Genomic DNA, 25,937 nt, shown 5'->3' with positions numbered 1-25,937 from the left:
CTTATCCAGAACTGAGGTTAGTCATAAAGTAGGTGATTGATATTGTTGATAACTCACTTTTTCCTCAACACCAAAATAAAGGTTTAATAGTTTCTCTGGTGCCTTTGCTAAGTCGACACTTAACAGAAACCCGGGTGTATTATTAAACTGTTTATCAACACCTAAGGCATGAAATTCAGCACCCATTTTATGGTAATGCTTAAGTAAAATTGGGATATCTTTATTATCTTCTTCAATACCTTTAACCAGAGCTGATAATAATGGTAATGGCAGTTTGTATTTTTTAAAATATCCCTCTATTTCTGCGCTATTTAAATTTTTATAGTTGTGATGTGCTTGCACACTAGGTGTATGTTGATTAAGCGTTTTATTAATTAATGTAATTGATAAAGCTTGATACTTTTGGCTAAGCGAGACAGTGCCATAAAGCGTTCGATATTGTGGGTGTGAATAGGCAAAGGCACAAATCCCTTTCCATAATAATAACAGTGCATAAAAGCTGTTTTGATAAGCTGGGCTAATAAAAGAACGTCCCAGTTCTAGGCTTGGTGCTTGCAAGTTAAAAGCATCTTTTTTAAATTCAAAAGTTTGTGAAAGATAAAGTGAAGAAAGCTCATCTTGTTTCAAAAGTATGTCTGTACGACCCATACGATACGCACCTACAATTTTCTCCGCTTGATGATCAAACACAAATAAATGCGTATAGGTTTTATCAAAGTCATCTTTGTCGCATTCTAATCCGCTACCTTCATTTTGTTCACGGAAGGTGATTTCACGTAAACGGGTAATTTCTTTTAAGGTATAAGGAATTTGTTCATACTGCGCGTAATAAGCACTAAAATGACGATAATTAACTAAAGTATTTTTTTCAGGAAGTCGATTAATTTCTTGCTTTAAATCTTCACTATTTTGTTCTTCTTGAATAGGGTTTAGGGTTTGAGTTAATGCTTTCTGTCCTACTTTTGACTGGTTTAAATAACACTGTAAACGTAGATAATCGTTTAGATGTTGGCTATTTTTAAAGTGTTCAAATTGCGATACAGGGACAATATCATTAGATAATAATTGTATCACTTTACCTTTTAACTTAAGCATTTCACGCACTAACATCATTAACCTAAAGCGATAATAGATAGCACCTAGTTGATGAAAACGATCACTATTCTGACCTGATATAAATAAAGGTAAAACGGGGGTTTGTGTTTTTCTTGCTAATGACGCGCTAAGGCGGTTCCATGGGGCATCGCATATCTCCTGTTTATCCTGTTGAAATGAGGAGACACTGCCCGCTGGAAAAATAACTAATAAACCATCATCTTGTAAATGTTGAAAACAAGCCTTAATTGCCTGTTGATTAATGGCAGACTTAGGATTGAGAGGATTAGCAAAAATAAAATAGTCTTGAATTTCCTTAAAAGGGTTAATCCAATATTTGCCATCACTTTAGTGTCTGGTCTGATTGCGGTTAATAAACGTGCGATAATAACCCCTTCAATCATGCCATATGGGTGATTGCAGACAACAATAAAACGACCTGTTTTAGGAATCTTATTGATTAATGCATCTTCGCCTTCAACTGTAACACCTAATACTTTAAGTAATTTCAAGGTAAATGCTTGTTTTTCTAAACCGGCAAAATCATGCTTTAAATAAAGCTTTTGCAGTTTCTTGATTCCAAATAACCTGTCTAGAAGTGGAGTAACGAGGTTTGCCAGCTGACCAACAATGGTTTTTGGCATAAAATAACTGAGGCTAATTTGAGAAGGTGTATTATTCATGTGATTACTTAATTTTTTATTCGCTTTAATTCTTTAAGTTAGTAATGTGGCGGTCGCATATCAACCTGCTCAATACCATCGTTATCGGGCTCTGCCTCTTTTAATTTTGTGACTAAATAGGTAACTTGCTCTGTTAATAGTTGAAGCTTACGTTGCAGATCAAAAATTTCATCATTTAACACTTCTATGTTGTCATCTTGAAATGCAACTTTCATTTCTAATTGTTCAATACGGTTTTCGTTAGACATTTTTTACCTAATTTTTTAATTTTCAATCGGCCAGATTTCAAGAAATCCTGCAGAGCTTTCCGTTACAATGTTATTAGCATCCCACAATGTAGCAGAATATACTACAGCTGTTTTTGGACGAGTTTCTTTTCTCGGTGTCACCGTCCATTTCTGAAGGCTTAAACCACTATTAACATCCCACAGGTTAACTATTTTGGTACCATTTCCTGTGAGCAACATTTTACCTTCATTGACAAAACGAACGGAGGAAAATATAGACTGACGAGCTTTGTAAATCAGGGTACTTTGTAATTCACCTGTTTCTAAATTCCAAATTTGTGATGACTTTTGATTATCGGCAATAAAAGCGAAACGGCCATTATCTTCCAGTTTGACCATGGAAACTCGGTTTTGAAAGTTAAACTCTCGAATAATTTGACCTGTTTGTGTATTCCACAAAAAGGCGCGGTAATCATTGCCACCAGAAAGGGCATAAAAACCATTTGCTGAAAGATCAACGCTATTTATCTTTTGTGTGTGGATCGGCATTTCCAAGCGACGACCTGTTTGTAAATCAATATGAACTAGTTTGCCGTTTACTTGTCCATAAAGCACGTAACGTCCATTTGCCGAGATTCTGATATCTCTAATAGGAGAGTCACTGACTTGATAAAAACCAGCTGACTGACCTGTTTTAATATCCCAAACTGCAAATTCATTGCGACTGGCTGAAAGCGCATAACTATTATCCGAGGCAATACGTACGATATAAATATCATTACTTGCAACATTACGATGTTGCCATTGATATAATAATTTATTATTTCGATTATCCCAAAATCCTAACCCATGATGGATCGAGGATATAATTGAATAATCTCCATTTTGTGAAATTTCCGCAAGAGAAAAGCGCCTTCGATTGCATGCTCATATTGTTGCGAAGGCGTGTCAGATTGCGAGCAAGAAAATACAAAAGTAAGCGTGGATAATAATAAAAGTATTTTTAAAGAAAATTTTAATAACATTTGCTAATTAACTTTTGGTGAAAATTATCATTAAGGTTAGTATAAGCGTATCATTTTTGGTAGTACTTGATTAAATAAGTGACTACCTATTAACAAGTTTTTGTATTTCTTATATTTGGAGTAACAATGAAAAACGTATTTAGAGTTTCTTTATTAGCTGCAGCGGTTGCATTTACAGTCGCTTGTAATGAAGAAAAGAAAGAAGAAGTCGCTGTAGAAGCACCAGTTGCTTTTGAAAACAGTCAAGAAAAAGCGACTTATGCCATTGGCGCTTCATTTGCAAGTTACGTAAATACAACTATTGATAAGCAAGCAGAGTTTGGCATGTCACTAGACAAAGAAGTTATTTTAAAGGGCATCACAGACAAGTTACGTGATAAGTCTCAAATGACCGAAGAAGAAATGATTGAAACGCTTACTGCATATGATGCAGAAGTAAAAGTCGCCGCAGAAAAGGCACAAATTGAACAAGTCGCAAAAGTCGCAGAAGAAGCAAAAACATTTTTAGCTGAAAATGCAAAGGCTGAAGGCGTAACGGTAACCGAATCAGGCTTACAATATTCTGTTATCACTGCTCGCTGAAGGCGCTAAACCAACTGCAGAAGATACAGTTTCTGTTCACTATGTTGGTACTTTAGTTGATGGCACTGAGTTCGATAGTTCAATTCAACGTGGTCAACCTGCTACTTTCCCGCTAAACCGTGTTATTCCTGGGTGGACTGAAGGTGTTCAATTGATGAGTGTTGGCGAAAAATACAAATTCGTTATTCCATCTGAGTTAGCATATGGCGAACAAGGCGCAGGATCTATTCCTCCTGGCGCAACACTTATTTTTGAAGTAGAGCTATTAGAAATCGTTGCCCCTGAAACGACTGAAGAAGTCAGCCGCAGAATAATTCTCAAGCAAGTTAAATAAAAGAGATCGCCACGTGCGATCTTTTTTTGCCTTAAATTTATAGCACTATCTTTTTAAGGCGCGTTTTACTGTATCCTTACGGCCATAAAATAAAGTTGTTAAAAAAGAGAGTGAATAATGTGGGACGTGATCATTATTGGTGCCGGTGCATCTGGATTAATGTGTGCAATTGAAGCGGGTAAACGTGGCCGTAAAGTATTAGTTATTGACCATGCTAAACGAGCAGGGCAAAAAATAATTATGAGTGGAGGAGGGCGTTGTAACTTTACCAACCTTTACGTAGAGCCGGCTAACTTTCTTTGTGATAACCCTCATTTTGTGAAATCTTGCTTAAGTCGTTATAACCAATGGGATTTTATTGCCATGGTTGATAAACATAAGATCAGCTGGCATGAGCGTGATCATGGGCAATTGTTCTGTGATGATAGTGCTAAGCAGATTATTAAAATGTTATTAGATGAAGCGACAACCGTCGGTGTTACTGTACAGTTGCAATGTGACATTATTTCGCAACGAACAAATCGAAGATAACCATTTTACTGTGCAAACCAAATTAGGTAATCACGAGTGTCGTTCTTTGGTGGTCGCAACAGGTGGATTATCATTACCTAAAATGGGGGCAACTCCTTTAGCTTATAAAATTGCAGAACACTACCAGCTTCCTGTTAAACCAACACGAGCAGGTTTAGTTCCGTTCACTTTGCATCAATCTCAGAAAGAGAAATTTGCAGATCTTTCTGGCATTAGTTTTCCTGCGACAGCAAGTTGTGATATTAAACAGGGGAAAAAAACAAAACAAATCAGTTTTAATGAAGCCTTATTATTCACTCATCGTGGTTTAAGTGGTCCGGTTATCTTACAAATTTCCAATTATTGGTTCCCAGGTGAGCCATTATTTTTAGACCTTTTACCTCAAATGGATCTATTACAAGAATTATTAATAACACAAAAAAATCGGCCTGAATTGGGCTTAAAAACATTACTCAGCCATCACTTGCCTAAACGTGTTGTTGAATGTTTATTAGAAAGTGAAGAAATTCTTAGCGTTCCCTTAAAGCAATATAATGAAAAACAATTACAACAAATTGCACAACTCTTCCATCGTTGGTCGCCAGCAATTAACGGCACTGAAGGGTATCGGACAGCTGAAGTAACCTTAGGGGGAGTTGATACGGACATGATTTCATCTAAAACTATGCAGTGTAAATCTGTTCAAGGGTTATATTTTATCGGTGAAGCTTTAGATGTTACTGGCTGGTTGGGAGGCTTTAACTTCCAGTTTGCCTGGAGCAGTGGCTGGGTCGCAGGGCAAGAAGTTTAAAGTATTTGTAGAATTAAAACGAAGACAATGCTTTTGTTTTTTACCTAAGCTTATGTATTTAAATAAAAATAGATTGTCTTCGTTTATATGGTCTAATAATAAATTAATGTAGAACACTATTAATACTCAACAATGAAAAAGTTGTTACACTCTTTAGTTTCCTACCCTGCTAGTTCTGCTTCACTGTCCTGAAAGTTAGTCGCAATTTCAACAAACTTTTCTTCAACGGAAATGAATGCCTGTACAACAGCTGGGCAAAAATGTGTGCCACTGCCTTCAAGGATAATCTGCTTTGCCTTTTCGTGTGAAAATGCTGGTTTGTAGATACGTTTTGATATTAAAGCATCGTAGACATCGGCAAGTGCCATTAAACGTCCTGATATCGGAATGTCTTCGCCTGAAAGCTGATTTGGATAACCCGAGCCATTCCACTTTTCATGATGTGTTAATGCTATTTCTTTTGCTACCTGCAGGAATGAACTACTTCCTAGCTGTTTTTCTGCAATTGATAAAGCTTCTGCACCAATTTGTGGATGACCTTTCATGATTGCAAATTCATCATCGGTCAATTTTCCTGGTTTTAGTAGTATATTATCTGGAATTCCAACCTTACCAACATCATGTAATGGCGCTGATTTGTATAAAATATTAATGTAGTTTTTGGTAAGTTGTTTTGAATAACGATCGGATAGACTTAGATTCTCAGCCAGTACTTTGACATATTCCTGTGTTCGTAAAATATGAGCGCCGGTTTCATTATCACGAGATTCAGCCAGTGCAGATAAGCTGACAATTGCAACATCTCGGGTAGTTTCAACTTCACACTGAGTTGACTCGAGGTTATCCAACATTGAATTCGTTAATGAAGCAGTTGAACCAAGCTCATCATGATCAAATATCGGTAGGCGAGTGTCTATACTCCCTTCTTTAACCATCTCAAGAGCCTGCTCCTGACTTAATAGGATGCTTTTAATTACTTTGCTCCATAGGAGCATAATTGTTACTGCATAACCCATTAGGATAGCAGATAGATAAATTAGTTCTTTAATGACACTAATTTTCCCACTTCCATCTAATATACGAGCAGGGTTGTTTCTCGAGCCAAAATATATCTTTAACAGCTATCATAGTTAACATTGTTGTGAGTATTATTAGCAACATCAAGACTAAGCCAATCATTTGTTTAACCAGTGAGCTTCGTTGACCTGTTAATTTAAAATCGAATTGATTGATACGCTTCATTTCATCTATTTGTGCGAGTTTAGCGGAGAGCTGTAATATGCAACCGGTAAAAAAACCAAATAGGGCCATACCGAAGACTACTTTTATATTGCTATCTAAGGGAAAATCATAACTAAGGTTATAATAAAGAGCGAGTGGAATACTTGCTATAGTGAAACAAATGCTATCGAGTTTAACCTGCCTTATTTCTTTAATTAGCTTATGGTTAGCTAAAAAATAATGACGCACTATTAATAACATAGAGAAGGTGATTGTTACGTGAATGAAAACTTCAACCGGTGTTAAGGTTTCAAGCATCGGACATACTCGCCCACCATAAGTGCCAAATAAGAAAGTTACAAGAATATAAAGCTTAAAAGTAAGAGAGGAGTTATAATTTTTGTTTTGCATCCATACACCTTTTCGAATCGTTTTTACCAGTGTTTAATTACCCGTGTTAGATAATTTGCTTAGGTAACTTGTAGTAGTTAACTCACTTCTTATTTTGCTATGGTAATTGCAGTGTAGATGCAATTATTATCAGTTTAGTCGAAGATCATATAGTTTTCTGAAAATTTGCATCAGTATCATACAAAACTAACACTTTTAGTTCGGCTGGAAATTCTTATTGAAAATGAATATTAATTCCCAAGTATATAGAGACTGAAAATCATTTTAGTATAAAATACTTAAAAATATAAAAACGACTCAACATAACGTAATACCAGAGCCGTTTAATCATCATCAAACGGAATGCTTCACTTAGGGAAAAGTATTATGAATAATCCACAAAATTGGAAAACCCCACATAACTTTTTACTGATTATTTCTATTATTGTGCCAATTGCGTTTGCGAGTTGGATGGCATTATTAAATAACTTTGTTGTTGAAAGCGCTAATTTTACTGGGGCTGATATTGGCTTATTACAGACGGTGCGTGAAATTCCAGGCTTTTTAGCTTTTACTGTGGTGGGAGTGCTTTTATTTATTAAAGAGCGACTGTTTTATGGTGATTTCCTTAGCTATGTTAACCATCGGTGTGGGGATTACTGGTTTCTTTCCCTCTTTATTTGGTTTGTTAGGCACGACCTTGTTAATGTCGATAGGTTTTCATTATTTTGAAACTCTGAAGCAGTCTCTATCCTTGCAGTGGATTTCAAAGGAGGATGCACCAGAGATGTTAGGTAGAATGATTTCAGTAGGAGCCTTTGCATCATTAATAACTTACGGTGCTCTATGGGTGATGTTGGAAGTGTTTAAACTAGATTATCAATGGATTTATCTATTAACCGGAGGCACTGCATTCATATTACTGATGGCACTGCACTGACATTTCCACAGTTTTCAATAAAAACCCAGCAAAACAAGAAGCTTATTTTACGTAAACGTTATTGGTTGTATTACGCTTTGACCTTTATGAGTGGCGCTAGACGTCAGATTTTTGTTGTTTTTGCTGGCTTTTTAATGGTGCAAAAGTTTGGTTATTCCGCCGCAGATGTGACATTACTTTTCTTAATTAATTATTTATTTAATTTCTTGTTTGCCAGAAAAATAGGCAAGTTTATTGGCATTGTTGGTGAGCGTAAAGCGCTACTTGTTGAGTATACCGGGCTTATTTTAGTATTTGTTGGTTACGCATTTGTTGAGTCGGCACACTGGGTCGCTGGGCTTTATGTGGTTGATCATTTATTTTTTGCACTTGCATTAGCAACAAAAACCTATTTTCAAAAAATAGCTGATCCAGCTGATATGGCATCCACAGCGGGTGTTAGTTTTACTATTAATCACATTGCAGCTGGTTGTTATCCCAGTTACTTTTGGTGTCATCTGGATGAGTTCTCCTGCTTTGGTGTTTATACTTGGCGCGTTGATGGCGGTTGTTTCTCTGATGTTATCGGTGAATATTCCAAGACATCCAGAGGCTGGTAATGAAGTGAATGTTTTAAAGTGGGGAGTGCCTGCTACTCAAACATCGTAAAGGAAAAGTTAATAAAAAACATCGCTAATAGTCGGTATTTCAAACTCTTAGCGATGTTTCATGTGTTAGTGATTAACAGCAAACAATTTTAAAGACCATTCTCTCTGATTTTGTCAATAATGACTTGGTATTCAGAGCCATCTTTAAAGGTTTGATATGGTTCAACTGTTTCGCCATTTAAATCTTTAACCATTTGTGTTGCTAAATGCGTCCAACTTCTTTGAGTATCATCGGCAATATCTGGTAGTGATTCACTAATAGTAGTAGGAAGCTCAACTTCATTCCATTCTTTTTTCTCATCCCAAAGATACAATGGGCCTGCACCGTAATTACCTTTGATGTAAATAGAGCCTTTACTGCCATGAAACACTAAATGATCTTCATTAAATCGAGGCACTAATCCGCCGTGTTTAATTAATACTGACACAGGCTGTTTAGCAGGGTAGTCGCTTTCAATTTGCATCATCACGGTATAAGACCATTCAACATTACAGTCCTTCCATTTTAAATCTGGAGAGTTAATGTCTTCAGGAATATAGTTACGGCGTTGCATGAAGTTATGAACACCTTCTACAACAGGCGCTTGTGGCATATCGTTTCGTACTTCACCTTCAAGAGAAATGATGGTTTCTCCAAGTACTGAAGTTACAATTGAAAGCATATGTGTGAAGTTGTTATTTAAACGTCCTCCGCCACTTTCTATTGTATGTGACCAACCAAAGGGAATATTTTTATCTAGGTTAAAATGTGAAATACATTCTGCTTCTAATGGCTCACCAATCGCACCTGATGCGATTAATTGCTTCGCTTGTATAATACGAGGCATATAGCGGAAGCTGGCAACAAACGCTGTTTTTACACCTTTTTCAAGGGCTAGTTGGTAAAGCTCAGTAGCACTGTCACCACTTTCAGATAAAGGCTTTTCACAAAAGATATGACAACCAAATTCAATCGCTTGTTTAATTGGCTCAACATGTGCGCCACCAGGCGTTGCAACTGCAACAATATCGGGATTGCATTGTTCTAAAGCCTGCTTTAAATCTGTGCTTGAATAGGGGATGTCGAGACGTTGTGCCACATCTTCAACCACTGATAATGTTCTACCAACAATGGCAACCACTTCTGCGCCGGCGTCGCGGAAAGCTTTAGCGTGTCCTTCGCCAGCAAACCCTGTTCCAAAAACCAATACCGTTTGTTTCTTAGTCATTACAAATCCTCTTTTAAATATTTCGTTTAAGATTATTGATGTTTATTGATTAGTAATTTAATTACCAATCCCATACCGTGCCATCTTCTAGACGGCAAACTGGAAGATATGAGCGTACATAAGCATATTTTTCAGCTTCTATTTCATCAAACTCAATACCTAGTCCTGGTGCATCACTAACCATGATCATGCCATTTTCAAGGCGCATATCGTGTTTGAATATTTTTTTAGATTGCTCGTTGCCAAAACCAACAAATTCTTGAATACCAAAGTTATGTGTTGAGATATTAAGATGCATATGGGCGACAAAGCAAATCGGGGAAAGATCTGGTGCGCCATGTGGTGCACTTCGGATGTTGAAAATAGCGGCGAAATCGGTGATTTTTTTAACGCCTGTGATCCCTCCTGCATGTGTCGTGGTACGCTCGAATATAATCAATGAGCTGATTTTGCATCAAGTCTTTACAGTCCCAAATGGTATTGTAGGTTTCACCAATCGCCAGTGGGGTAGTAGTGTGATGACGAATTATTTTATAGTTTTCTTGGTTTTCAGCCATTGAAGAGTCTTCTAAAAAAACAAGTTATATTCTTCTAGCATTTTACCTAGTTTTGCAGATTCAATAGGTGTCAAGCGACTGTGAACATCATGGGTAAAATGTATATCATTGCCAAAACGTTCACGTGCCTGTTTAAATAATTCAGGGACTAATTTGAAGTATTTAGCCGTTGACCATTCTTGCTCTGGAGGAAGAGGTCGATTACCTTGCAACTCAAAGTAATCTTTTTTGTCACCTAAAATACCATAGGTCTCAGATAAACCAGGAACTGCGGTTTGTAATCTTATTACTTTAAAACCTTGTTCAATATGTTCCTGTGCTTTATCTAATGTCTCCTCTATATTTTCACCATTAGCGTGAGCATATAATGAAACCCCTTTGCGACATTTACCGCCTAATAATTGATAAACAGGAAGTCCTGCCACTTTACCTTTAATATCCCAAAGAGCCATATCGATAGCGGCAATGGATGCCATGCCAATAGGCCCTTTTCGCCAGTAAACACCACGGTACAAATATTGCCAAATATCTTCAATATTATGAGCATCTCGTCCTACTAGACAAGGTATGACGTGTTCTTCTAGATAGGCAACAACCGCTAATTCACGGCCGTTGACGGTTGCATCACCCACCCCGTAAGTACCGTCCTCTGTAATCACTTTTACAGTAACAAAGTTTCTTCCTGGATTAGATACAAATACTTTAATTTCTTTAATCTTCATCGTTAACTCCAACAATGGTTTATTTGATTCTATTTTTCTTCAAATCGATGACTAAATTAGCTAATTTTTTAATTATTATTTTCTTTTAGCTAATAAAGTAAATCGATTTAGTAAATCGGTTTACTTGACTAGGTTAATACATCTGATTAATATGTCAATCACATAAATTGATACACTTAACAAATAATGAAATTGTATGAGTAAAATTAGAATTATCGATGTAGCAACACTGGCAAATGTTTCAAAAAGTACAGTTTCGCAGTATTTAAATGGCCGTTTTGGCCACATGTCGACGCAAACGAAGGAAAGAATTCGGGATGCAGTAGAGACTTTAAATTACATACCCAACCCCATTGCGCGTAGTTTAAAAAGTGATAAAACAAAAACTATTGGTGTGATTGTTCGTGATATTACTGGTTTTAATACCAGCCGTATTTTACGAGGAATCGATGACTTTTGTAAAAAATGGATATAACGTATTAATCTATAATACTGATTTTGATGAAGAAGTTGAAAAACGTTCGCTTTTAACGCTCAGACAAATGCGCGTGGATGGCATCATTATTACTTCGACAGGTAAAAATTTACAATTGATTAATGAGTATGTGCAGACAGGATTTCCCGTTGTGCAGTTTCAGCTAGAATACGAAAGTTCTCTTAGTCATATTGTGCTTTCCGATGATCGAGAGGCATCACAAAGGGCGACTGAATATTTAATTGGTTTGGGGCATCAACGGATTTGTTTTATCACTCAATCATTTGAAGCAAACCTTTCCAGGTCTGAACGTTATCAAGGTTATGTTAATGCCTTGAAATTAAATCAAATCCCTTTAGATAAATCCTTAATACAGTATTGGGATAGAGATGCAGGGTTTGAGAATTCACCGTTGCGACTTTTACAAATGGAAAATGCACCTACTGCTTTTTTTACTCAGCATCTTCCTATCACCACTGAATTACTGAAATTATTCAATGTCGCTAAAATTGACGTGCCAGAACAAGTTTCTGTGCTTGGTTTTGATGACATACCTATGGTAGAGATGTTTAAAGTGCCTGTTACTGTTGTACAGCAAGACTCCTATAATATTGGCATCGAATCGGCAAAACTATTATTGGATGGTGTGATGAAGGATGAAAAGCTATCTAATCAGGCTAAAAAAGTGATAGTGCCATGTTGCTTAGTAGAAAGAAGTTCTTGTCGAAGAATTGGCTAGGTCTTTAATTTTAAAATAAATTTTGCAAAAAAAAGCCTGTTCAAAACAGGCTTTTTAATATTTAGTGTATTGTTATTTTAAAGATATTATTTTTCTTTCTTTTCTTCTTTAACAACAACTGCAGGAGCATCTAATACGTCCGCGTATGCTTTACCGTAGTAAGAAGCGATTAATACTTCTTTTAATTCTGCGATAAGAGGGTAACGTGGATTAGCACCAGTACATTGGTCATCGAATGCATCTTCAGCTAGTTTTTCAACTTTAGCCATAAACGCAGACTTCATCAACACCCGCTGACTTGGATTGATAATGGAATATCCAATGCAATTTTAAGCTCTTCTAACCAATTTAATAATGCATTGATTTTAGTTTCTGTATTACCGTCACGGAAACCTAAGTGCTCAGCAACTTCTGCATAACGAGCACGTGCTTTAGGGCGATCGTACTGTGAGAATGCAGTTTGTTTAGTTGGGTTATTCGTTGCGTTGTAACGAATAGTGTTTGAAATTAATAATGCATTTGCTAAACCATGTGGAATGTGGAACTCAGCACCTAGTTTATGTGCCATTGAGTGACATACACCAAGGAATGCATTTGCAAAAGACATACCCGCGATAGTTGTCGCATTATGTACTTTTTCACGTGCAATTGGATCTTTCTTACCATTTGCATAAGAGCTAGGTAAGTATTCTTTAAGCATTTTCAGCGCTTGTAACGCATGGCCGTCAGAATATTCATTTGCAAGAACAGATACATAAGCTTCCATTGCGTGAGTAACAGCATCGTAACCACCGAAAGCACATAGAGACTTAGGCATATCCATTACTAGGTTAGCATCAACAACAGCCATATTTGGTGTTAGTTCGTAATCTGCTAATGGGTATTTTTGACCTGTTTGCTCATCGGTAACAACAGCGAATGGTGTTACTTCAGAACCTGTACCAGAAGTAGTTGTAATACATACTAATTCTGCTTTAGAACCCATTTTAGGGAATTTATAAATACGTTTACGGATATCCATAAAGCGCATTGATAGGTCTTCGAAATCTGTTTCTGGGTGCTCGTACATTACCCACATGATTTTCGTCTGCATCCATTGGTGAACCACCACCAACAGCTAGAATCACATCAGGTTGGTAGCTTAGACATGTCTAGCTGCACCTGCTTTAACCACTGCTAATGTTGGATCTGCTTCTACTTCATGGAATACTTCTACTTCCATGCCTTTTTCTTTCAGGATAGCGCGAAGATCATCGATGTAACCGTTATTGAATAAGAAACGGTCTGTTACGATTAATGCACGTTTTTTGCCTTCTAGATCAGTCATTGCAACAGGTAGTGCGCCACGACGGAAGTAAATTGATTTTGGTAGTTTATGCCACAACATATTTTCAGCTCGCTTAGCTACAATTTTCTTGTTGATAAGGTGTTTTGGACCTACGTTTTCAGAGATAGCATTACCACCCCATGAACCACAACCTAATGTTAAAGAAGGTGCAAGTTCGAAGTTGTAAAGGTCACCGATACCACCGTGTGAAGATGGCGTATTAACAAGAATACGTGCAGTCTTCATTTTGTCGCCAAAGTATGCGATACGATCTGCGTTTGCATCTTGGTCTGTGTAAAGTACTGAAGTATGACCAACACCACCTATGTCTAATACGATACCTGCTTGACGTACTGCATCTTCAAAGTTTTTCGCTTTGAAAAGACCTAATGTAGGAGATAATTTTTCGTGAGCAAATTCGTCATCCCATGAAGCTTCTAAGCCTTCACCGATAAGAATCTTAGTTGAAGTAGGTACTTTAACATTTGCAAGTTCAGCAATTTTATATGCAGGTTGACCTACGATTTTAGCGTTAAGAGCGCCATCGATAAGTAATACTTTACGTACTTTCTCAGCATCAGCTTTGTTTAATACCACTGCACCGTATTTAGCGAAACGAGCTTTAACTTCGTCGTAAATAGATTCAACAACAATTGCGACTTTGCTCAGATGCACAGATAACGCCGTTATCGAAAGTTTTAGACATAAGAATTGAAGAAACAGCACGTTTGATATCTGCAGTTTCATCGATAACAACAGGAGTATTACCCGCACCAACACCGATTGCTGGTTTACCTGAAGAGTAAGTCGCTTTAACCATACCTGGACCACCAGTCGCAAGAATAAGGTTGATGTCATCGTGTTTCATTAATTTATTAGAAAGTTCAACAGAAGGTACATCGATCCAACCGATGATATCTTTTGGAGCGCCCGCTGCAATTGCTTGCGTCTAATACTATTTTTGTCGCGAAGTTTGTTGCATTTTTAGCACGTGGATGCGGAGAGAAGATACAGCCATTACGTGTTTTAAGAGAGATCAATGCTTTAAAAATAGCAGTAGAAGTTGGGTTAGTTGTTGGTACGATTGCACAAACGATACCCACTGGTTCTGCTATAGTGATTGTACCGCCTTCGTCATTGCGGTCGATAATTCCACAGGTTTTATCGTCTTTATATTTGTTGTAGATGAACTCAGAAGCAAAGTGGTTCTTGATCACTTTATCTTCCATGATGCCCATGCCTGATTCAGTTGCGACCATTTTAGCTAGCTCGATTCGAGCAGTAGAAGTCGCAAGTGACAGCGCGCGGAAGATTTTATCTACTTGTTCTTGTGAAAAAGTTGCGTATTCTTTTTGAGCCGCTTTTACACGTGCTACCATCGCATCTAATTCAGCAACATTACTTACTGTCATATTTTTCTCCAAAGGTTTATAAAATTAAAAAGTTTAAAAATGTTTTAATAAAATTGAGCTTTGTTTTGAAAACCGATCTTATTGAATCACTTTCGAAACTGATTATATGAATATGTAATTTCCTTAGTATTGATCGAAATCACATTTCGAATGGGATGGTGATTTTTATTGAGTGATCTGCGTCACGTTTTTATATCGATCTATGAATATTGCATATAAGTAGTATTGTAGTATTTATTAAAGTGTGGTTGGTTAATTTATGACTTTTGTTACCTAACTGTTAAAAATTAAATTGTTAACCTAAATTAGCCTCATAAAATTGAGTTGCTTACTGTTGCTTTTTATAATGAATAAAATGGACTTTACCTGTAAGGTAATTATCTCTATATATTTGCTGGAATCATTATGTCACCAATATCTGCTTCTGCCCGTACCGCACTTTATTTTGTCGCTATTGTTATTTCACTCGCGGGTATTAAAGTTGTCGCTCCCATTGTTGTTCCTTTTTTACTTTCATTATTTGTTGCCATTATATGCAACCCAGCTATTAACCTGCTTACAACTAGAAAAGTTCCTCGTGGTATAGCGATTGGTTTGGTCATTGTTTTCATTTTTTCAATGTTTATTGTACTCGGTGGGGTTGTAGGCAGTTCGGTATCTGGTTTTAGGCGACTTTGCCCACTTATGAAGCACAGCTTGCTAATGAACTATCATGGGTTGTTGAATGGATGGCAAGCCATAATATTTCTATTTCAATGACTGAGATACGTGCTTATTTCGATCCTAGTAAAGTCATGAGTTTAGTAACATCAACATTAAGTGGCTTTAGTAGCGTGCTTGGCAATGTCTTTCTACTGTTATTAACAGTGGTTTTTATGTTGTCCGAGGGACAAGGATTCGCGAAGAAATTACATGTTGCTTTTGATGATTCTTCAGAAACGGAAAAGCGATTAGATCATTTCTTAAATCTGGTAAATCGTTATATGGCAATAAAAACCATGATCAGCTTAGCAACTGGAGCAGTCATCGGTTTTGTATTGTGGTTAATGGGGGTCGACTTTTTCGTACTGTGGGCACTGTTGGCATTTTTACTTAACTATATTCCTAATATAGGTTCTATCATTGCGACTGTTCCTGCGGTTATTTTAACTTTTTTACAATTGGGCTGGGTGCCTGCAACTTTTGTGATTGGTTTATTTGTTGCTGTAAATACATTAATGGGGAGTGTTATTGAACCTAAATTTATGGGGCGCAGTTTAGGTTTATCGACCCTAGTTGTTTTCTTATCTTTGATTTTTTGGGGGTGGTTATTAGGCATGGTTGGCATGTTATTATCCGTGCCATTAACGATGATTTTTAAACTTGCTTTAGAAAACAGCCCTGATGGTCGTTGGTTTGCGATGTTATTAAGCTCTGATGAAGAAATTAATATTCTTGAGCAACGCCTTAAGAAAACAGAAGAGACAGAATGAATATATTAGAAAAAATTAATTGGTCCGAGGTTCAATCTTTACCAGAAACAGAATTACAACGTTTATACCATGGCAGAGGATTTCACTGCCCGGAAACGAGCCATATTAATATTGATTGGTTGTCTCCGGTAGTTTTAATTATTTTATATAAAGAAGAAAGCGAACAGTGGTTAGCTCAACTTAGTGAAACATTATTAACTAAATTTCGAGCTATAAATTTCCATGTAACAAGTGTGCAAGTTCAATATCGATGCCGAGAGTTTGCACCCACCTTTGTATTATGGGGAAAAACTGAGACTGACTTTGTGTCTAATGAAATGGGGCTTAAATATAAAATTAACCTAGGCACTAATCAAAATTATGGTATTTTTTTAGACATGAAAAATGGCCGTAAATGGTTACGAGAAAATGCTTCAGGGAAAGCTGTTTTAAATCTTTTTTCCTATACTTGCGCTTTTTCTGTTGCAGCAGTTGCTGGTGGCGCAGATAAAGTGGTTAACCTTGATATGAGTAAAGTCGCTTTGGCAGTAGGCCGAGATAACCATAGATTAAATGAACATGATTTAAGCAAGATAAAATATTTAGGGCATGACTTATTTAAGTCCTGGGGAAAAGTAAAACGCTTAGGACCTTATGATATTGTCATTGCAGATCCACCTTCATTACAAAAGGGGAGTGTCAATATTAAGCGAGATTATCCTAAAATAATTCGTCGTTTACCGGAGTTATTAACGCAAGGAGGCCAAGCTCTTTTATGTTTAAACTCACCAGATCTTGATTTCGAATTTTTACATTCAGTAATAAACTCTGAGTGCCCAGAAGCAAAAATTCTAACAAGCATTGAGCCTGAATCTCACTTTATTAATATTAATCCAGATCGTGGATTAAAGTGTGTGTTAATTCAGTTATAAAAATTTGTTTTTATGGAATACAAAAAGCCCCGTTTGGTTTCATCCAAACGGGGCTTTTAAATTGTAGCTTAAAAATTGTAAATTTTAGCTTTCTTTATTGCCAATTTTTGCCGCTAACTCTTGTGCTTGAGTTGCTTGGATCGCAGTTAATGCGATGGTGTAAACAATATCGTCTACTAATGCGCCACGTGATAAATCATTTACTGGTTTACGCATACCCTGCAACATTGGACCAATACTAATTAAGTCAGCACTACGTTGTACTGCTTTATAAGTGGTGTTACCAGTGTTTAAGTCAGGGAAGATAAATACCGTTGCTTTACCTGCTACTTTAGAATTTGGAGCCTTACTTTTTGCAACATTTTCCATAACAGCCGCATCATATTGAAGAGGTCCATCAATCAATAAGTCAGGACGACGATCCTGTGCAATTTTAGTTGCTTCACGTACTTTTTCTACGTCACTACCTGCACCTGAATCACCCGTTGAGTAACTGATCATTGCAACTTTAGGGTCGATACCAAAGGCGATAGCAGAGTCTGCTGATTGAATTGCGATATCGGCTAATTGATCTGCAGTTGGATCAGGGTTGATAGCACAATCTCCATATACCAATACTTGATCAGGTAATAACATGAAGAAAATAGAAGAAACGATACTTGCACCAGGCGCTGTTTTAATTAACTGTAGTGCTGGGCGAATTGTATTCGCTGTAGTATGAACGGCACCAGATACAAGACCTGCTACTTCATTTTCTGCTAGCATCATTGTGCCAAGTACTACTGTATCTTCAAGTTGCTCACGTGCAACAACTTCTGTTAAACCTTTTGCTTTACGCAGTTCAACCATAGGTGCAACATAGTTTTCTAGTACATCTTTTGGATCGATGATTTCTACATCGTCAGTTAAGGTGATACCTTGTTGTGTTGCAACGCGATGAATTTCCGTTGCGCTACCTAATAAAACTGGTTTTGCGATACCACGTTGTGCACAGATAAGCGCCGCTTGAATAGTACGTGGCTCTTCACCCTCAGGTAATACGATACGTTGGTTAGTTTTACGAGCAAGCTCTGTTAAGTGGTAACGGAATGCAGGTGGCGATAAACGACGTGTTAATGAAGAATCTTCAGTTAATGTATTTAACCAATGCTTATCAATGTGGCTTGCAATGTATTCTTGAACTTTTTCAATACGCTCTACGTCATCAACTGGGATTTCCATATTGAAGTTTTGTAGTCGTTGTGCTGTTTGCCAAGTATTACTCTTGATTAATAAAATCGGTAAACCTGATTCCATTGCTCGGCTACAAAGCTTCATCACTTCTTCTTCAGGTGGGTAATCGCCTGTTAATAATAGACAACCTATTTTCATGCCATTCATTACTGCTAAACAAGTCGCGATGATTACATCACTACGGTCACCAGAGGTTACTAGCATTGAACCAGCTTTAAAATGTTCAACCATGTTAGGAATAGAACGCGCACAGAAAGTAACACTGTGTAAGCGACGGTTTTCAAGATCACCAACATTTAAAATTTGTGCTTGTAAATGTGCAGCAAGGTCCTTCACGCGAGGTGCAATAAGATCTGCACTCCATGGAATGCATCCAAGGATAGGCAATGGGCTTTTGCTAAACATTTGTAATACTTCAAGGTTGTTGTGTACAGAACCTTCAGGAATATCAAACATCTCTGTTAAATCAGGGCGAGATTTTTCATTTTCATCAATCGGCGCACCTACTTTATTAATAATACAGCCGGCGATACGTGTATTGTTTTTACCACCAAATGTTGAAATAGCGATTTCCATACGCTCTTTCAATTGCTGTGAAGAATCATTGCTTGGGTGAGTCACAAACACCATTTCTGCACCTAATGCTTTAGCAATGTTGTAGTTTAACTCATTCGCAAACTGATGCTTATCTGTTGGTACTAAACCTTCAACGATAATTAAATCGCTACCTTTAGTCCCTTCTTTAAAGCGTTCAACAATGTTTTCCAATAGTTCTGAAGAGTTACCAGATGAAATCAAGTTCTCTGCATATTTCATTGGGAAAGGTTCTGGTGGGTTGATTGTTGAGCCGTTACGAAGTGTTGTTGTTGAGCGTTCTGGACCAACATCACCTGGGCGAGGCTGTGAAATTGGTTTAAAGAAGTTAACTGCAACCCCTTGACGCTCCATTGCGCGAACCATTCCAAGACTAACTGAGGTAACACCTACGCCAGAGCCGATGGGAATGAGCATTATTGTGCGAGACATGACGATTCCTTTTTTAAATAAGGTTGTAAATAAGAGTTGGGCAGTAGGATACCAATCCACTCAATAAATGGTGTTTTTTGTTAATGAAAAAGCGAATAGGTGTTTCGCTTTTTTACTTTTACAAATTTTGACCGCTTTATTAAGTTATGTGATTCTACTTCCCGAATAAAGTATTTTAATTATATATTAAGCTGAAACAAGATTTGCAGAATCTTTTGCAATTACCCATTCTTCATTAGTAGGGATAACCATTGCAAGTGGTGAATTATCCTTGGTGATAATACCTTGTTTACCTAATTTTGTTGCTTTATTTTTCTCTGTATCAACTTGGTAACCAAAAATTGTTAACTGATTTAATACTTGTTCACGGATCTGATCGGCATTTTCACCAATACCACCTGTAAATACAAGTGCATCGATACGACCTAGTGGTACTGCGTAAGTCGCAATATATTTTGCTAAACGGTAACAGAAAATATCACGCGCTAATATCGCGCCTTTATTACCTTCTTCACTTGCTTCTAATACATCGCGACAGTCACTTGATACGCCAGAAATACCTAATAAACCACTTTGTTTTTGAAGCATATCCATTACACCTGAAAGTGTATAACCTTCACGTGTAATTAAGTGTTCAATAATACTTGGGTCAATATCACCACTACGCGTTCCCATTACTAGGCCTTCTAAAGGTGTCATACCCATACTTGTATCAACACTTTTACCGCCCTTAATCGCTGTAATTGAGCCACCATTTCCTAAATGTGCAGTGATAACGTTAGTTTCTTCAACTGGTTTGTTAAGTGCTTTTGTCGCTTCTTGGCTAACATATAAATGACTTGTACCGTGCATACCGTAGCGACGCACACCTTTCTCTTTATAAAGGTTGTAAGGAAGTGCATAAAGAAATGCTTTAGCTGGCATAGTTTGATGGAAAGCTGTGTCAAATACGGCAACTTGAGGAAGTTCAGGAAGGTCGCACGTGTCGCTCGAATACCCATTACAGCGACTGGGTTATGAAGTGGCGCAAGTGATGCACATTCATTGATGCTCTTACATACTTCTGGGTCAATAATCACTGATTCAGTAAATTTTTCTCCACCGTGTACAACACGATGTCCTACGGCAACAAATTGTTCTGCTAGACCTTGCTCTTTTTTTATAATCTCTTCTACAATGTAAGAGATGGCTTGAGAGTGCGCGCTATTTGAAGGAAGATGCATGGCTTCTTTTTCACCTGCAATCGTCCATTTAATGCGGGCATCTGGCAGGTTAAAACATTCGGCAAGTCCGCTGATTATCTCTTCACCATTAGTTGCATTGATAACAGCAAATTTAAGAGACGAACTACCACAGTTAAGCACAAGAACTAATTTATTGCTCATAAAAATATTCCATTTTAAATGTTAATTAGTAACACATCTAATAAGAGTAAGATGTGAGTGAGTCGAGAGTATGATCAGTGAAAGTGACTATAATATGACGCCTCTCGTTATTGTATTATTATATTACTCTTCTGTAATAAAATTACAAAGTGCAATTAGGTAATAATTATTTAAAATCAATTTTTTTCTATTAATTATTTAAACTTTGGTTGTGTGTTATAATATATATTTCGTTTATTCTTATATTAAGGGATTCTCTTGGATATATTTTTTCTATTATCAGGCAAGGAGATTTTTATCTTAAAATCTGGCCTAAACAAAAAACCTTAAATTGTCTATTTATCGATAGTAAAGTGGCTTTTTATACTCGTTTAGCAATTAAAGTTATTCCTGCTTTTGTTATGCTGATAATCAGTTTTAATATCTTTTTCCCTAATATGTTGGATTGGCCTGCGACTGCAACGTTAATTCTTTTTTTAATTGGTTTACCGGTTCAAGGGCTATATTGGTTAGGCAAACGATCGTCGACTTTGTTGCCAAATCAATTATTACCTTGGTATGCGTACCATAGAAAAAATTAAATAATAGTAATAACAAAGATGGACTCATGGCCCAAAGGCCACGATATTTAGATCTTGCGTTACTATTGAAAAACGCGTTTAAACGCGGAGGTGACAACTTTTTACAGAATAACGAATTGGTGTAATTAAAGTGTTGATTTCTGATAAACTTCTATATTGAAATCACACTCAATTGACCATTTTTTTCTGCTAACAAAGATTGCATTGTTTGTTGGTTAAATTTCCAAGCGAAGGGGGTCATCTGAATAAGATCTTTTAAGATCTGCTCTTCTTTAATTTCAAGTTTATAGTTAAGTGTTATTTGCTCTACTTTTTTAAATCCAGCTGGTGTTTCATTTTCAGTTGGATGAGCATTAACTTGCTCGTATATCTTTTCACGTAGCTCGAATAAATGTCTTGGGGCAGGAGTGACTGTGATTAAATAACCCTCTGCTTTTATTAGCCTGAAAAGCTCACTGTCGAGTGATGGTGCATAGATGCGCACAAGTGCATCAATGCTTTCATCTGCAAGTGGCACATCATAGGCGCTAGCAACACAGAAGTTTATTTTTTTATAACGTTTGGCGACGATATCGTATTGCTACTTTAGATATATCTAAGGCATTAATAACAGTTGAGCTGGGTAGGTTATTAGCGAGGTAGTTAGTGTAATAACCTTCTCCACAGCCAAGATCTAATATAGTTGCTTCGGTTTTTTCTGCTAATAATTGACTGACTAATCCTGCTAATTTCTCAGCTAAAGGCAAATAACCTTCACTATTCAAAAAATTACGACGAGCCATCATCATTTCTTTATTATCGCCGGGGTTTTTAGAGTTTTTCGCATTAACCGGTAACAGATTAAGGTAGCCCTCTTTAGCGATGTCAAAGTGATGATTATTTTGACAAACTTGAGTGTTCTTTTGTTGTGAAAAAGGACTTTGGCAAAGAGGGCATATAAATGCAGACATGGTCAATGTTACCTATCAGTCATTAATTTAATAAAGTACATTTTCATTATATTGTAGAAGCGTATTTTTAATGTCTTCCATGGTTTCTTTGCTTGGAGGATTAACACCATCTAAGGGATAAACTTCGCCCATCGCGGTCCATTTATGCTTGCCCAATTCGTGATAAGGTAAAAGCTCAATTTTTTCAATATTTTTCATCGGCGCAATAAACTGACCAAGTTTGTGAACGTCTTCAAGGTCATCCGTATAACCAGGTAAAACCACATAACGGAGATAAACCGCTTGCTTCTGTTGCGCCAGATATTTAGCAAACTCTAATGTGTATTTATTACTCACATGGGTTAAATCAATGTGTTTTTTGTTATCCATTTGTTTGATATCGAGTAATACTAAATCAGCGACATCAAGTACACCTTTAGTTGTTTCATCAATTTTACGTACAAAGCCATTGGTATCTAAACATGTATGGATACCTTCCATACGACAGGCTTGAAACATCGCTTTGACGAATTCTGGCTGTAACATGGCTTCACCACCAGAAATGGTAATACCACCACCTGACGCATTAATAAAATGTCGGTATTGTAAAATTTCCTTCATCAGCTCATCAACGGTCATTTCTTTGCCACCTTCAAGATCCCATGTATCTCGGTTATGGCAATATTTACAACGCATTAAACAACCCTGTAAAAAAATGATAAAACGGATCCCCGGTCCATCGACGGTACCGCATGTTTCAATTGAATGGACGTGGCCAGTTACTGACATTAGAAGCTCCTAAAAATAATTATGTAATTAACGTCATAGGAAAAGCGTTAATTATATAATTATTTTTGACATAAAAATAAAGGTTTCATCCTCGCGAATGAAACCTTTTTTATTATAACAGGCAAATGTTAATTTTTTACCTGTAAATATTTATATTTTAAAGTGACGCTGTAAATGTACGTGAAATTACGTCTTGTTTTTGCTCAGCTGTTAATGAGTTAAAACGAACTGCGTAACCAGATACACGGATTGTTAACTGAGGGTACTTATCAGGGTTTTCCATTGCATCTAATAACATATCACGGTTCATTACGTTTACATTTAAGTGTTGACCACCTTCTAATTCAGGTGTGTGCTTAAAGTAACCGTCCATTAGGCCAGCAAGATTCGCTTTTTGTGAATCATCTGTTTTACCTAATGCGTTTGGTACGATTGAGAATGTATAAGAAATACCATCCTGTGCGTAAGCAAACGGTAGTTTAGAAACAGATGTTAATGATGCAACTGCACCTTTTTCATCACGTCCGTGCATTGGGTTTGCACCTGGAGCAAAAGGAGCACCAGAACGACGACCATCAGGTGTGTTACCGGTTTTCTTACCATATACAACATTAGATGTAATAGTAAGAATAGACTGTGTTGCACGTGCATTACGGTACATTGGACGAGCTTTGATTTTTTTCATGAAGCTTTCAACAAGTTCACAGGCAATATCATCAACACGTGATTCATTGTTACCAAATTTAGGGTAATCACCAGAAATATCAAAATCTACAGCAATACCATCTTCATCACGAATCGGTTTAACCGTTCCGTATTTAATTGCAGATAATGAATCCGCCGCAATTGAAAGACCTGCAATACCACATGCCATAGTACGTGATACATCACGGTCATGTAGTGCCATTAGAGACGCTTCATAGCTGTATTTATCGTGCATGTAGTGAATACAGTTAAGTGCAGTCACATATTGCTCTGCTAACCAGTCCATGAATACATCTAAGTTTTTGTAAACTTCATCAAAGTCTAATACTTCAGAAGTAATAGCTGGGATGTGACGTGGTCCAATTTGAGCTTTAGATTTTTCATCTACGCCACCATTGATTGCGTATAATAATGTTTTAGCAAGGTTGGCACGAGCACCAAAAAATTGCATTTGTTTACCAACAATCATTGGTGATACACAACATGCAATTGCATAATCATCGTTATCGAAATCAGTACGCATCAAATCATCATTTTCATACTGGATAGAAGAAGTATCGATAGATACTTTTGCACAGTATTTTTTGAAGTTAATAGGTAAAGACTCAGACCATAAAACAGTAATGTTTGGCTCTGGAGAAGGACCCATTGTGTATTGAGTATGTAGGAAACGGAAACAGTTTTTAGTTACCAATGTACGACCATCAACACCCATACCACCGATAGATTCAGTTGCCCAGATTGGGTCACCAGAGAATAAATCATCGTATTCAGGAGTACGTAGGAAACGAACCATACGTAACTTCATTACAAGGTGATCGATAAGCTCTTGCGCTTCAGTTTCAGTGATCACACCAGCTTGTAAATCTTTTTCGATGAAGATATCTAGGAAAGAAGCAGTACGACCAAATGACATTGCTCGCGCCATTTTGTGATTTGATTGCCGCTAAGTAACCGTAATAAGTCCATTGAATCGCTTCTTTAGCGTTTGTAGCTGGACCTGAGATATCGCTACCGTATTTAGTCGCCATTTCTTTCATTTGACCTAAAGCACGGTACTGTTCGAAAATTTCTTCACGTAATTTAATCGTATCTTCTAATGAAGTACCAGCAACCAATTCAGCTTCTAAGCTTTTATGTTGGCTTGCTTTTTCAGCCATTAGGAAGTCGATTCCGTAAAGTGCAACACGGCGGTAATCACCAATGATACGACCACGGCCGTAAGCATCTGGTAAACCTGTTAGTACACCTGATTTACGACATTTAAGGATGTCACCAGTGTAAACATCGAATACACCTTGGTTATGAGTTTTACGGAACTCAGAGTAAGTTTGACGAATACCAGGATCAAGTTCTTTACCGTATACCTGACAAGAACCGTCGATCATACGAATACCACCATTTGGGATAATCGCACGTTTAAGTGGTTTTTCAGTTTGTAAGCCAACAATTGTTTCGAGATCTTTGTCGATGTAACCTGCATCATGTGCAGTAATTGTTGAAACAACATCAGTATCAAAATCAACAGGAGCATGTGTGCTGTTTTCTTGCTTAATGCCGACCATAACATCTGCCCAAAGCTTATTTGTTGCTTCAGTTGCATCTGCTAGGAAACTTTCATCACCGTCAAATGGCGTGTAGTTGTTTTGGATGAAATCACGAACATTAACTTCAGTTTTCCATGCATCACCAGCAAAGCCATTCCAAGTCGCTGTAAAGTCTTCGTTAAGTTTTGTCATAAAGATTTACCTTGATAGTTAGAGATTAAAAATAATGTATAAAAATTTTTTGCGTTGGAGATAAAATTAATAACCCAATGCTGTATTCTTGTTAATTCGTCACAATTTGTTATGTCTCAAATAGCAACCAATTAAATCATAATGCCGTTTAGCTCTTGTAAATAGTTCCTTGCAACCTTGCCTACAGTCTGGCGCTCAGACCAGAAGAAAAACATCCACTGGGAGCCGTATTGCAAGCACTTTATTGCTTACTCGCATAGCT

19 protein-coding genes and 8 pseudogenes are annotated in these 25,937 nt (G+C 37.1%); 9 read left to right on the top strand and 18 right to left on the bottom strand.

The genetic code is table 11. The features are described 5' to 3' along the window. Window positions 1–21 precede the first annotated feature (21 nt). From ACLKMH_RS23050 to ACLKMH_RS23035, 4 genes are all read right to left on the bottom strand, one after another. Window positions 22–1,095, bottom strand: a complete 1,074-nt coding sequence (locus tag ACLKMH_RS23050) for a GNAT family N-acetyltransferase (protein ID WP_413700115.1) — start codon at window positions 1,093–1,095, stop codon at window positions 22–24. Between the two features lie 206 nt (window positions 1,096–1,301). Further along, on the bottom strand, window positions 1,302–1,778 hold the full coding sequence (locus tag ACLKMH_RS23045) for a hypothetical protein (RefSeq protein WP_413700114.1): 477 nt from the start codon (window positions 1,776–1,778) through the stop codon (window positions 1,302–1,304). 38 nt (window positions 1,779–1,816) lie between these two features. After that, a complete protein-coding gene (locus ACLKMH_RS23040) occupies window positions 1,817–2,026 on the bottom strand; it encodes a SlyX family protein (protein WP_413700113.1) in 210 nt (69 codons plus the stop codon). A 15-nt stretch (window positions 2,027–2,041) separates the two neighbouring features. Next, the gene (locus ACLKMH_RS23035; protein ID WP_413700112.1) at window positions 2,042–2,620 is read right to left on the bottom strand and encodes a WD40 repeat domain-containing protein; all 579 of its coding nucleotides are present in this window, start codon (window positions 2,618–2,620) and stop codon (window positions 2,042–2,044) included. A gap of 536 nt (window positions 2,621–3,156) precedes the next feature. On the opposite strand from ACLKMH_RS23035, the pseudogene fkpA reads away from it, so the two are divergent. Beyond that, a pseudogene (fkpA, locus tag ACLKMH_RS23030) lies at window positions 3,157–3,946 on the top strand (FKBP-type peptidyl-prolyl cis-trans isomerase). A 117-nt stretch (window positions 3,947–4,063) separates the two neighbouring features. Then, a pseudogene (locus ACLKMH_RS23025) lies at window positions 4,064–5,267 on the top strand (NAD(P)/FAD-dependent oxidoreductase). A gap of 161 nt (window positions 5,268–5,428) precedes the next feature. On the opposite strand, the gene ACLKMH_RS23020 reads toward ACLKMH_RS23025, so the two are convergent. Together ACLKMH_RS23020 and ACLKMH_RS23015 are read right to left on the bottom strand one after the other, a co-directional pair. Further along, on the bottom strand, window positions 5,429–6,262 hold the full coding sequence (locus ACLKMH_RS23020; RefSeq protein ID WP_413700111.1) for an HD domain-containing phosphohydrolase: 834 nt from the start codon (window positions 6,260–6,262) through the stop codon (window positions 5,429–5,431). A gap of 58 nt (window positions 6,263–6,320) precedes the next feature. Further along, window positions 6,321–6,899, bottom strand: coding sequence for a hypothetical protein (locus ACLKMH_RS23015; protein WP_413700110.1), 579 nt, complete (start codon window positions 6,897–6,899; stop codon window positions 6,321–6,323). A 366-nt stretch (window positions 6,900–7,265) separates the two neighbouring features. Here ACLKMH_RS23015 and ACLKMH_RS23010 point away from each other — a divergent pair. After that, window positions 7,266–8,466, top strand: a pseudogene (locus ACLKMH_RS23010) (MFS transporter). A gap of 88 nt (window positions 8,467–8,554) precedes the next feature. Here ACLKMH_RS23010 and ACLKMH_RS23005 read toward each other — a convergent pair. Continuing rightward, the gene (locus tag ACLKMH_RS23005; protein ID WP_413700109.1) at window positions 8,555–9,673 is read right to left on the bottom strand and encodes a Gfo/Idh/MocA family protein; all 1,119 of its coding nucleotides are present in this window, start codon (window positions 9,671–9,673) and stop codon (window positions 8,555–8,557) included. Window positions 9,674–9,734: 61 nt separating this feature from the next. Further along, window positions 9,735–10,952 (bottom strand): annotated as a pseudogene (gene manD / locus ACLKMH_RS23000) (D-mannonate dehydratase ManD). 196 nt (window positions 10,953–11,148) lie between these two features. Here manD and ACLKMH_RS22995 point away from each other — a divergent pair. After that, window positions 11,149–11,427: a LacI family DNA-binding transcriptional regulator gene (locus ACLKMH_RS22995; protein ID WP_413700108.1), complete on the top strand. Its 279-nt coding sequence runs from the start codon at window positions 11,149–11,151 to the stop codon at window positions 11,425–11,427. Continuing rightward, entirely contained in the window at window positions 11,402–12,166 is a 765-nt protein-coding gene (locus ACLKMH_RS22990; protein ID WP_413700107.1) for a substrate-binding domain-containing protein, read from the top strand. Before ACLKMH_RS22995 ends, ACLKMH_RS22990 begins: the two co-directional genes overlap by 26 nt. 86 nt (window positions 12,167–12,252) lie before the next feature. Here ACLKMH_RS22990 and ACLKMH_RS22985 read toward each other — a convergent pair whose 3' ends face one another. The 4 genes and pseudogenes from ACLKMH_RS22985 to ACLKMH_RS22970 form a co-directional block, all read right to left on the bottom strand. Continuing rightward, entirely contained in the window at window positions 12,253–12,450 is a 198-nt protein-coding gene (locus ACLKMH_RS22985; protein ID WP_413700106.1) for a hypothetical protein, read from the bottom strand. Beyond that, a pseudogene (locus ACLKMH_RS22980) lies at window positions 12,450–13,739 on the bottom strand (iron-containing alcohol dehydrogenase). The gene ACLKMH_RS22985 and the pseudogene ACLKMH_RS22980 overlap by 1 nt, the downstream one beginning before the upstream one ends. Before the next feature lie 397 nt (window positions 13,740–14,136). Then, complete coding sequence (locus ACLKMH_RS22975) at window positions 14,137–14,397, bottom strand: aldehyde dehydrogenase family protein (protein WP_413702450.1); 261 nt, start codon at window positions 14,395–14,397, stop codon at window positions 14,137–14,139. Beyond that, entirely contained in the window at window positions 14,378–14,905 is a 528-nt protein-coding gene (locus ACLKMH_RS22970) for an aldehyde dehydrogenase family protein (RefSeq protein ID WP_413700105.1), read from the bottom strand. The genes ACLKMH_RS22975 and ACLKMH_RS22970 overlap by 20 nt, the downstream gene beginning before the upstream one ends. A gap of 474 nt (window positions 14,906–15,379) precedes the next feature. Between ACLKMH_RS22970 and ACLKMH_RS22965 the strand changes: the two are divergent. Next, a pseudogene (locus ACLKMH_RS22965) lies at window positions 15,380–16,377 on the top strand (AI-2E family transporter). Beyond that, window positions 16,374–17,288 carry a class I SAM-dependent methyltransferase gene (locus ACLKMH_RS22960; protein WP_413700104.1) on the top strand — a complete coding sequence of 305 codons (915 nt, stop codon included), beginning with the start codon at window positions 16,374–16,376 and terminating at the stop codon, window positions 17,286–17,288. Before ACLKMH_RS22965 ends, ACLKMH_RS22960 begins: the two are co-directional and overlap by 4 nt. Window positions 17,289–17,372: 84 nt before the next feature. On the opposite strand, the gene pta is transcribed toward ACLKMH_RS22960, so the two are convergent. Together pta and ACLKMH_RS22950 are read right to left on the bottom strand one after the other, a co-directional pair. After that, window positions 17,373–19,547, bottom strand: coding sequence for a phosphate acetyltransferase (gene pta, locus ACLKMH_RS22955; protein ID WP_413700103.1), 2,175 nt, complete (start codon window positions 19,545–19,547; stop codon window positions 17,373–17,375). A gap of 186 nt (window positions 19,548–19,733) precedes the next feature. Further along, window positions 19,734–20,932: pseudogene (locus tag ACLKMH_RS22950) on the bottom strand (acetate kinase). Window positions 20,933–21,141: 209 nt separating this feature from the next. On the opposite strand from ACLKMH_RS22950, the gene yfbV reads away from it, so the two are divergent. Then, complete coding sequence (gene yfbV / locus ACLKMH_RS22945) at window positions 21,142–21,513, top strand: terminus macrodomain insulation protein YfbV (RefSeq protein ID WP_413700102.1); 372 nt, start codon at window positions 21,142–21,144, stop codon at window positions 21,511–21,513. Between the two features lie 26 nt (window positions 21,514–21,539). Further along, entirely contained in the window at window positions 21,540–21,638 is a 99-nt protein-coding gene (locus ACLKMH_RS22940) for a hypothetical protein (RefSeq protein WP_413700101.1), read from the top strand. Window positions 21,639–21,664: 26 nt separating this feature from the next. Here ACLKMH_RS22940 and ACLKMH_RS22935 read toward each other — a convergent pair whose 3' ends face one another. The 4 genes and pseudogenes from ACLKMH_RS22935 to pflB form a co-directional block, all read right to left on the bottom strand. After that, entirely contained in the window at window positions 21,665–22,030 is a 366-nt protein-coding gene (locus ACLKMH_RS22935) for a hypothetical protein (RefSeq protein ID WP_413700100.1), read from the bottom strand. 34 nt (window positions 22,031–22,064) lie between these two features. Next, a complete protein-coding gene (locus ACLKMH_RS22930; RefSeq protein WP_413700099.1) occupies window positions 22,065–22,463 on the bottom strand; it encodes a putative RNA methyltransferase in 399 nt (132 codons plus the stop codon). Window positions 22,464–22,490: 27 nt separating this feature from the next. Next, window positions 22,491–23,231: a pyruvate formate lyase 1-activating protein gene (pflA, locus tag ACLKMH_RS22925; protein ID WP_413700098.1), complete on the bottom strand. Its 741-nt coding sequence runs from the start codon at window positions 23,229–23,231 to the stop codon at window positions 22,491–22,493. Window positions 23,232–23,388: 157 nt separating this feature from the next. Continuing rightward, window positions 23,389–25,675: pseudogene (pflB, locus tag ACLKMH_RS22920) on the bottom strand (formate C-acetyltransferase). Window positions 25,676–25,937 lie beyond the last annotated feature (262 nt).

Source organism: Psychromonas sp. KJ10-10, from assembly GCF_047323245.1.
GTDB lineage: Bacteria > Pseudomonadota > Gammaproteobacteria > Enterobacterales > Psychromonadaceae > Psychromonas.
This window is presented reverse-complemented; position numbering and strand designations above follow the sequence as displayed.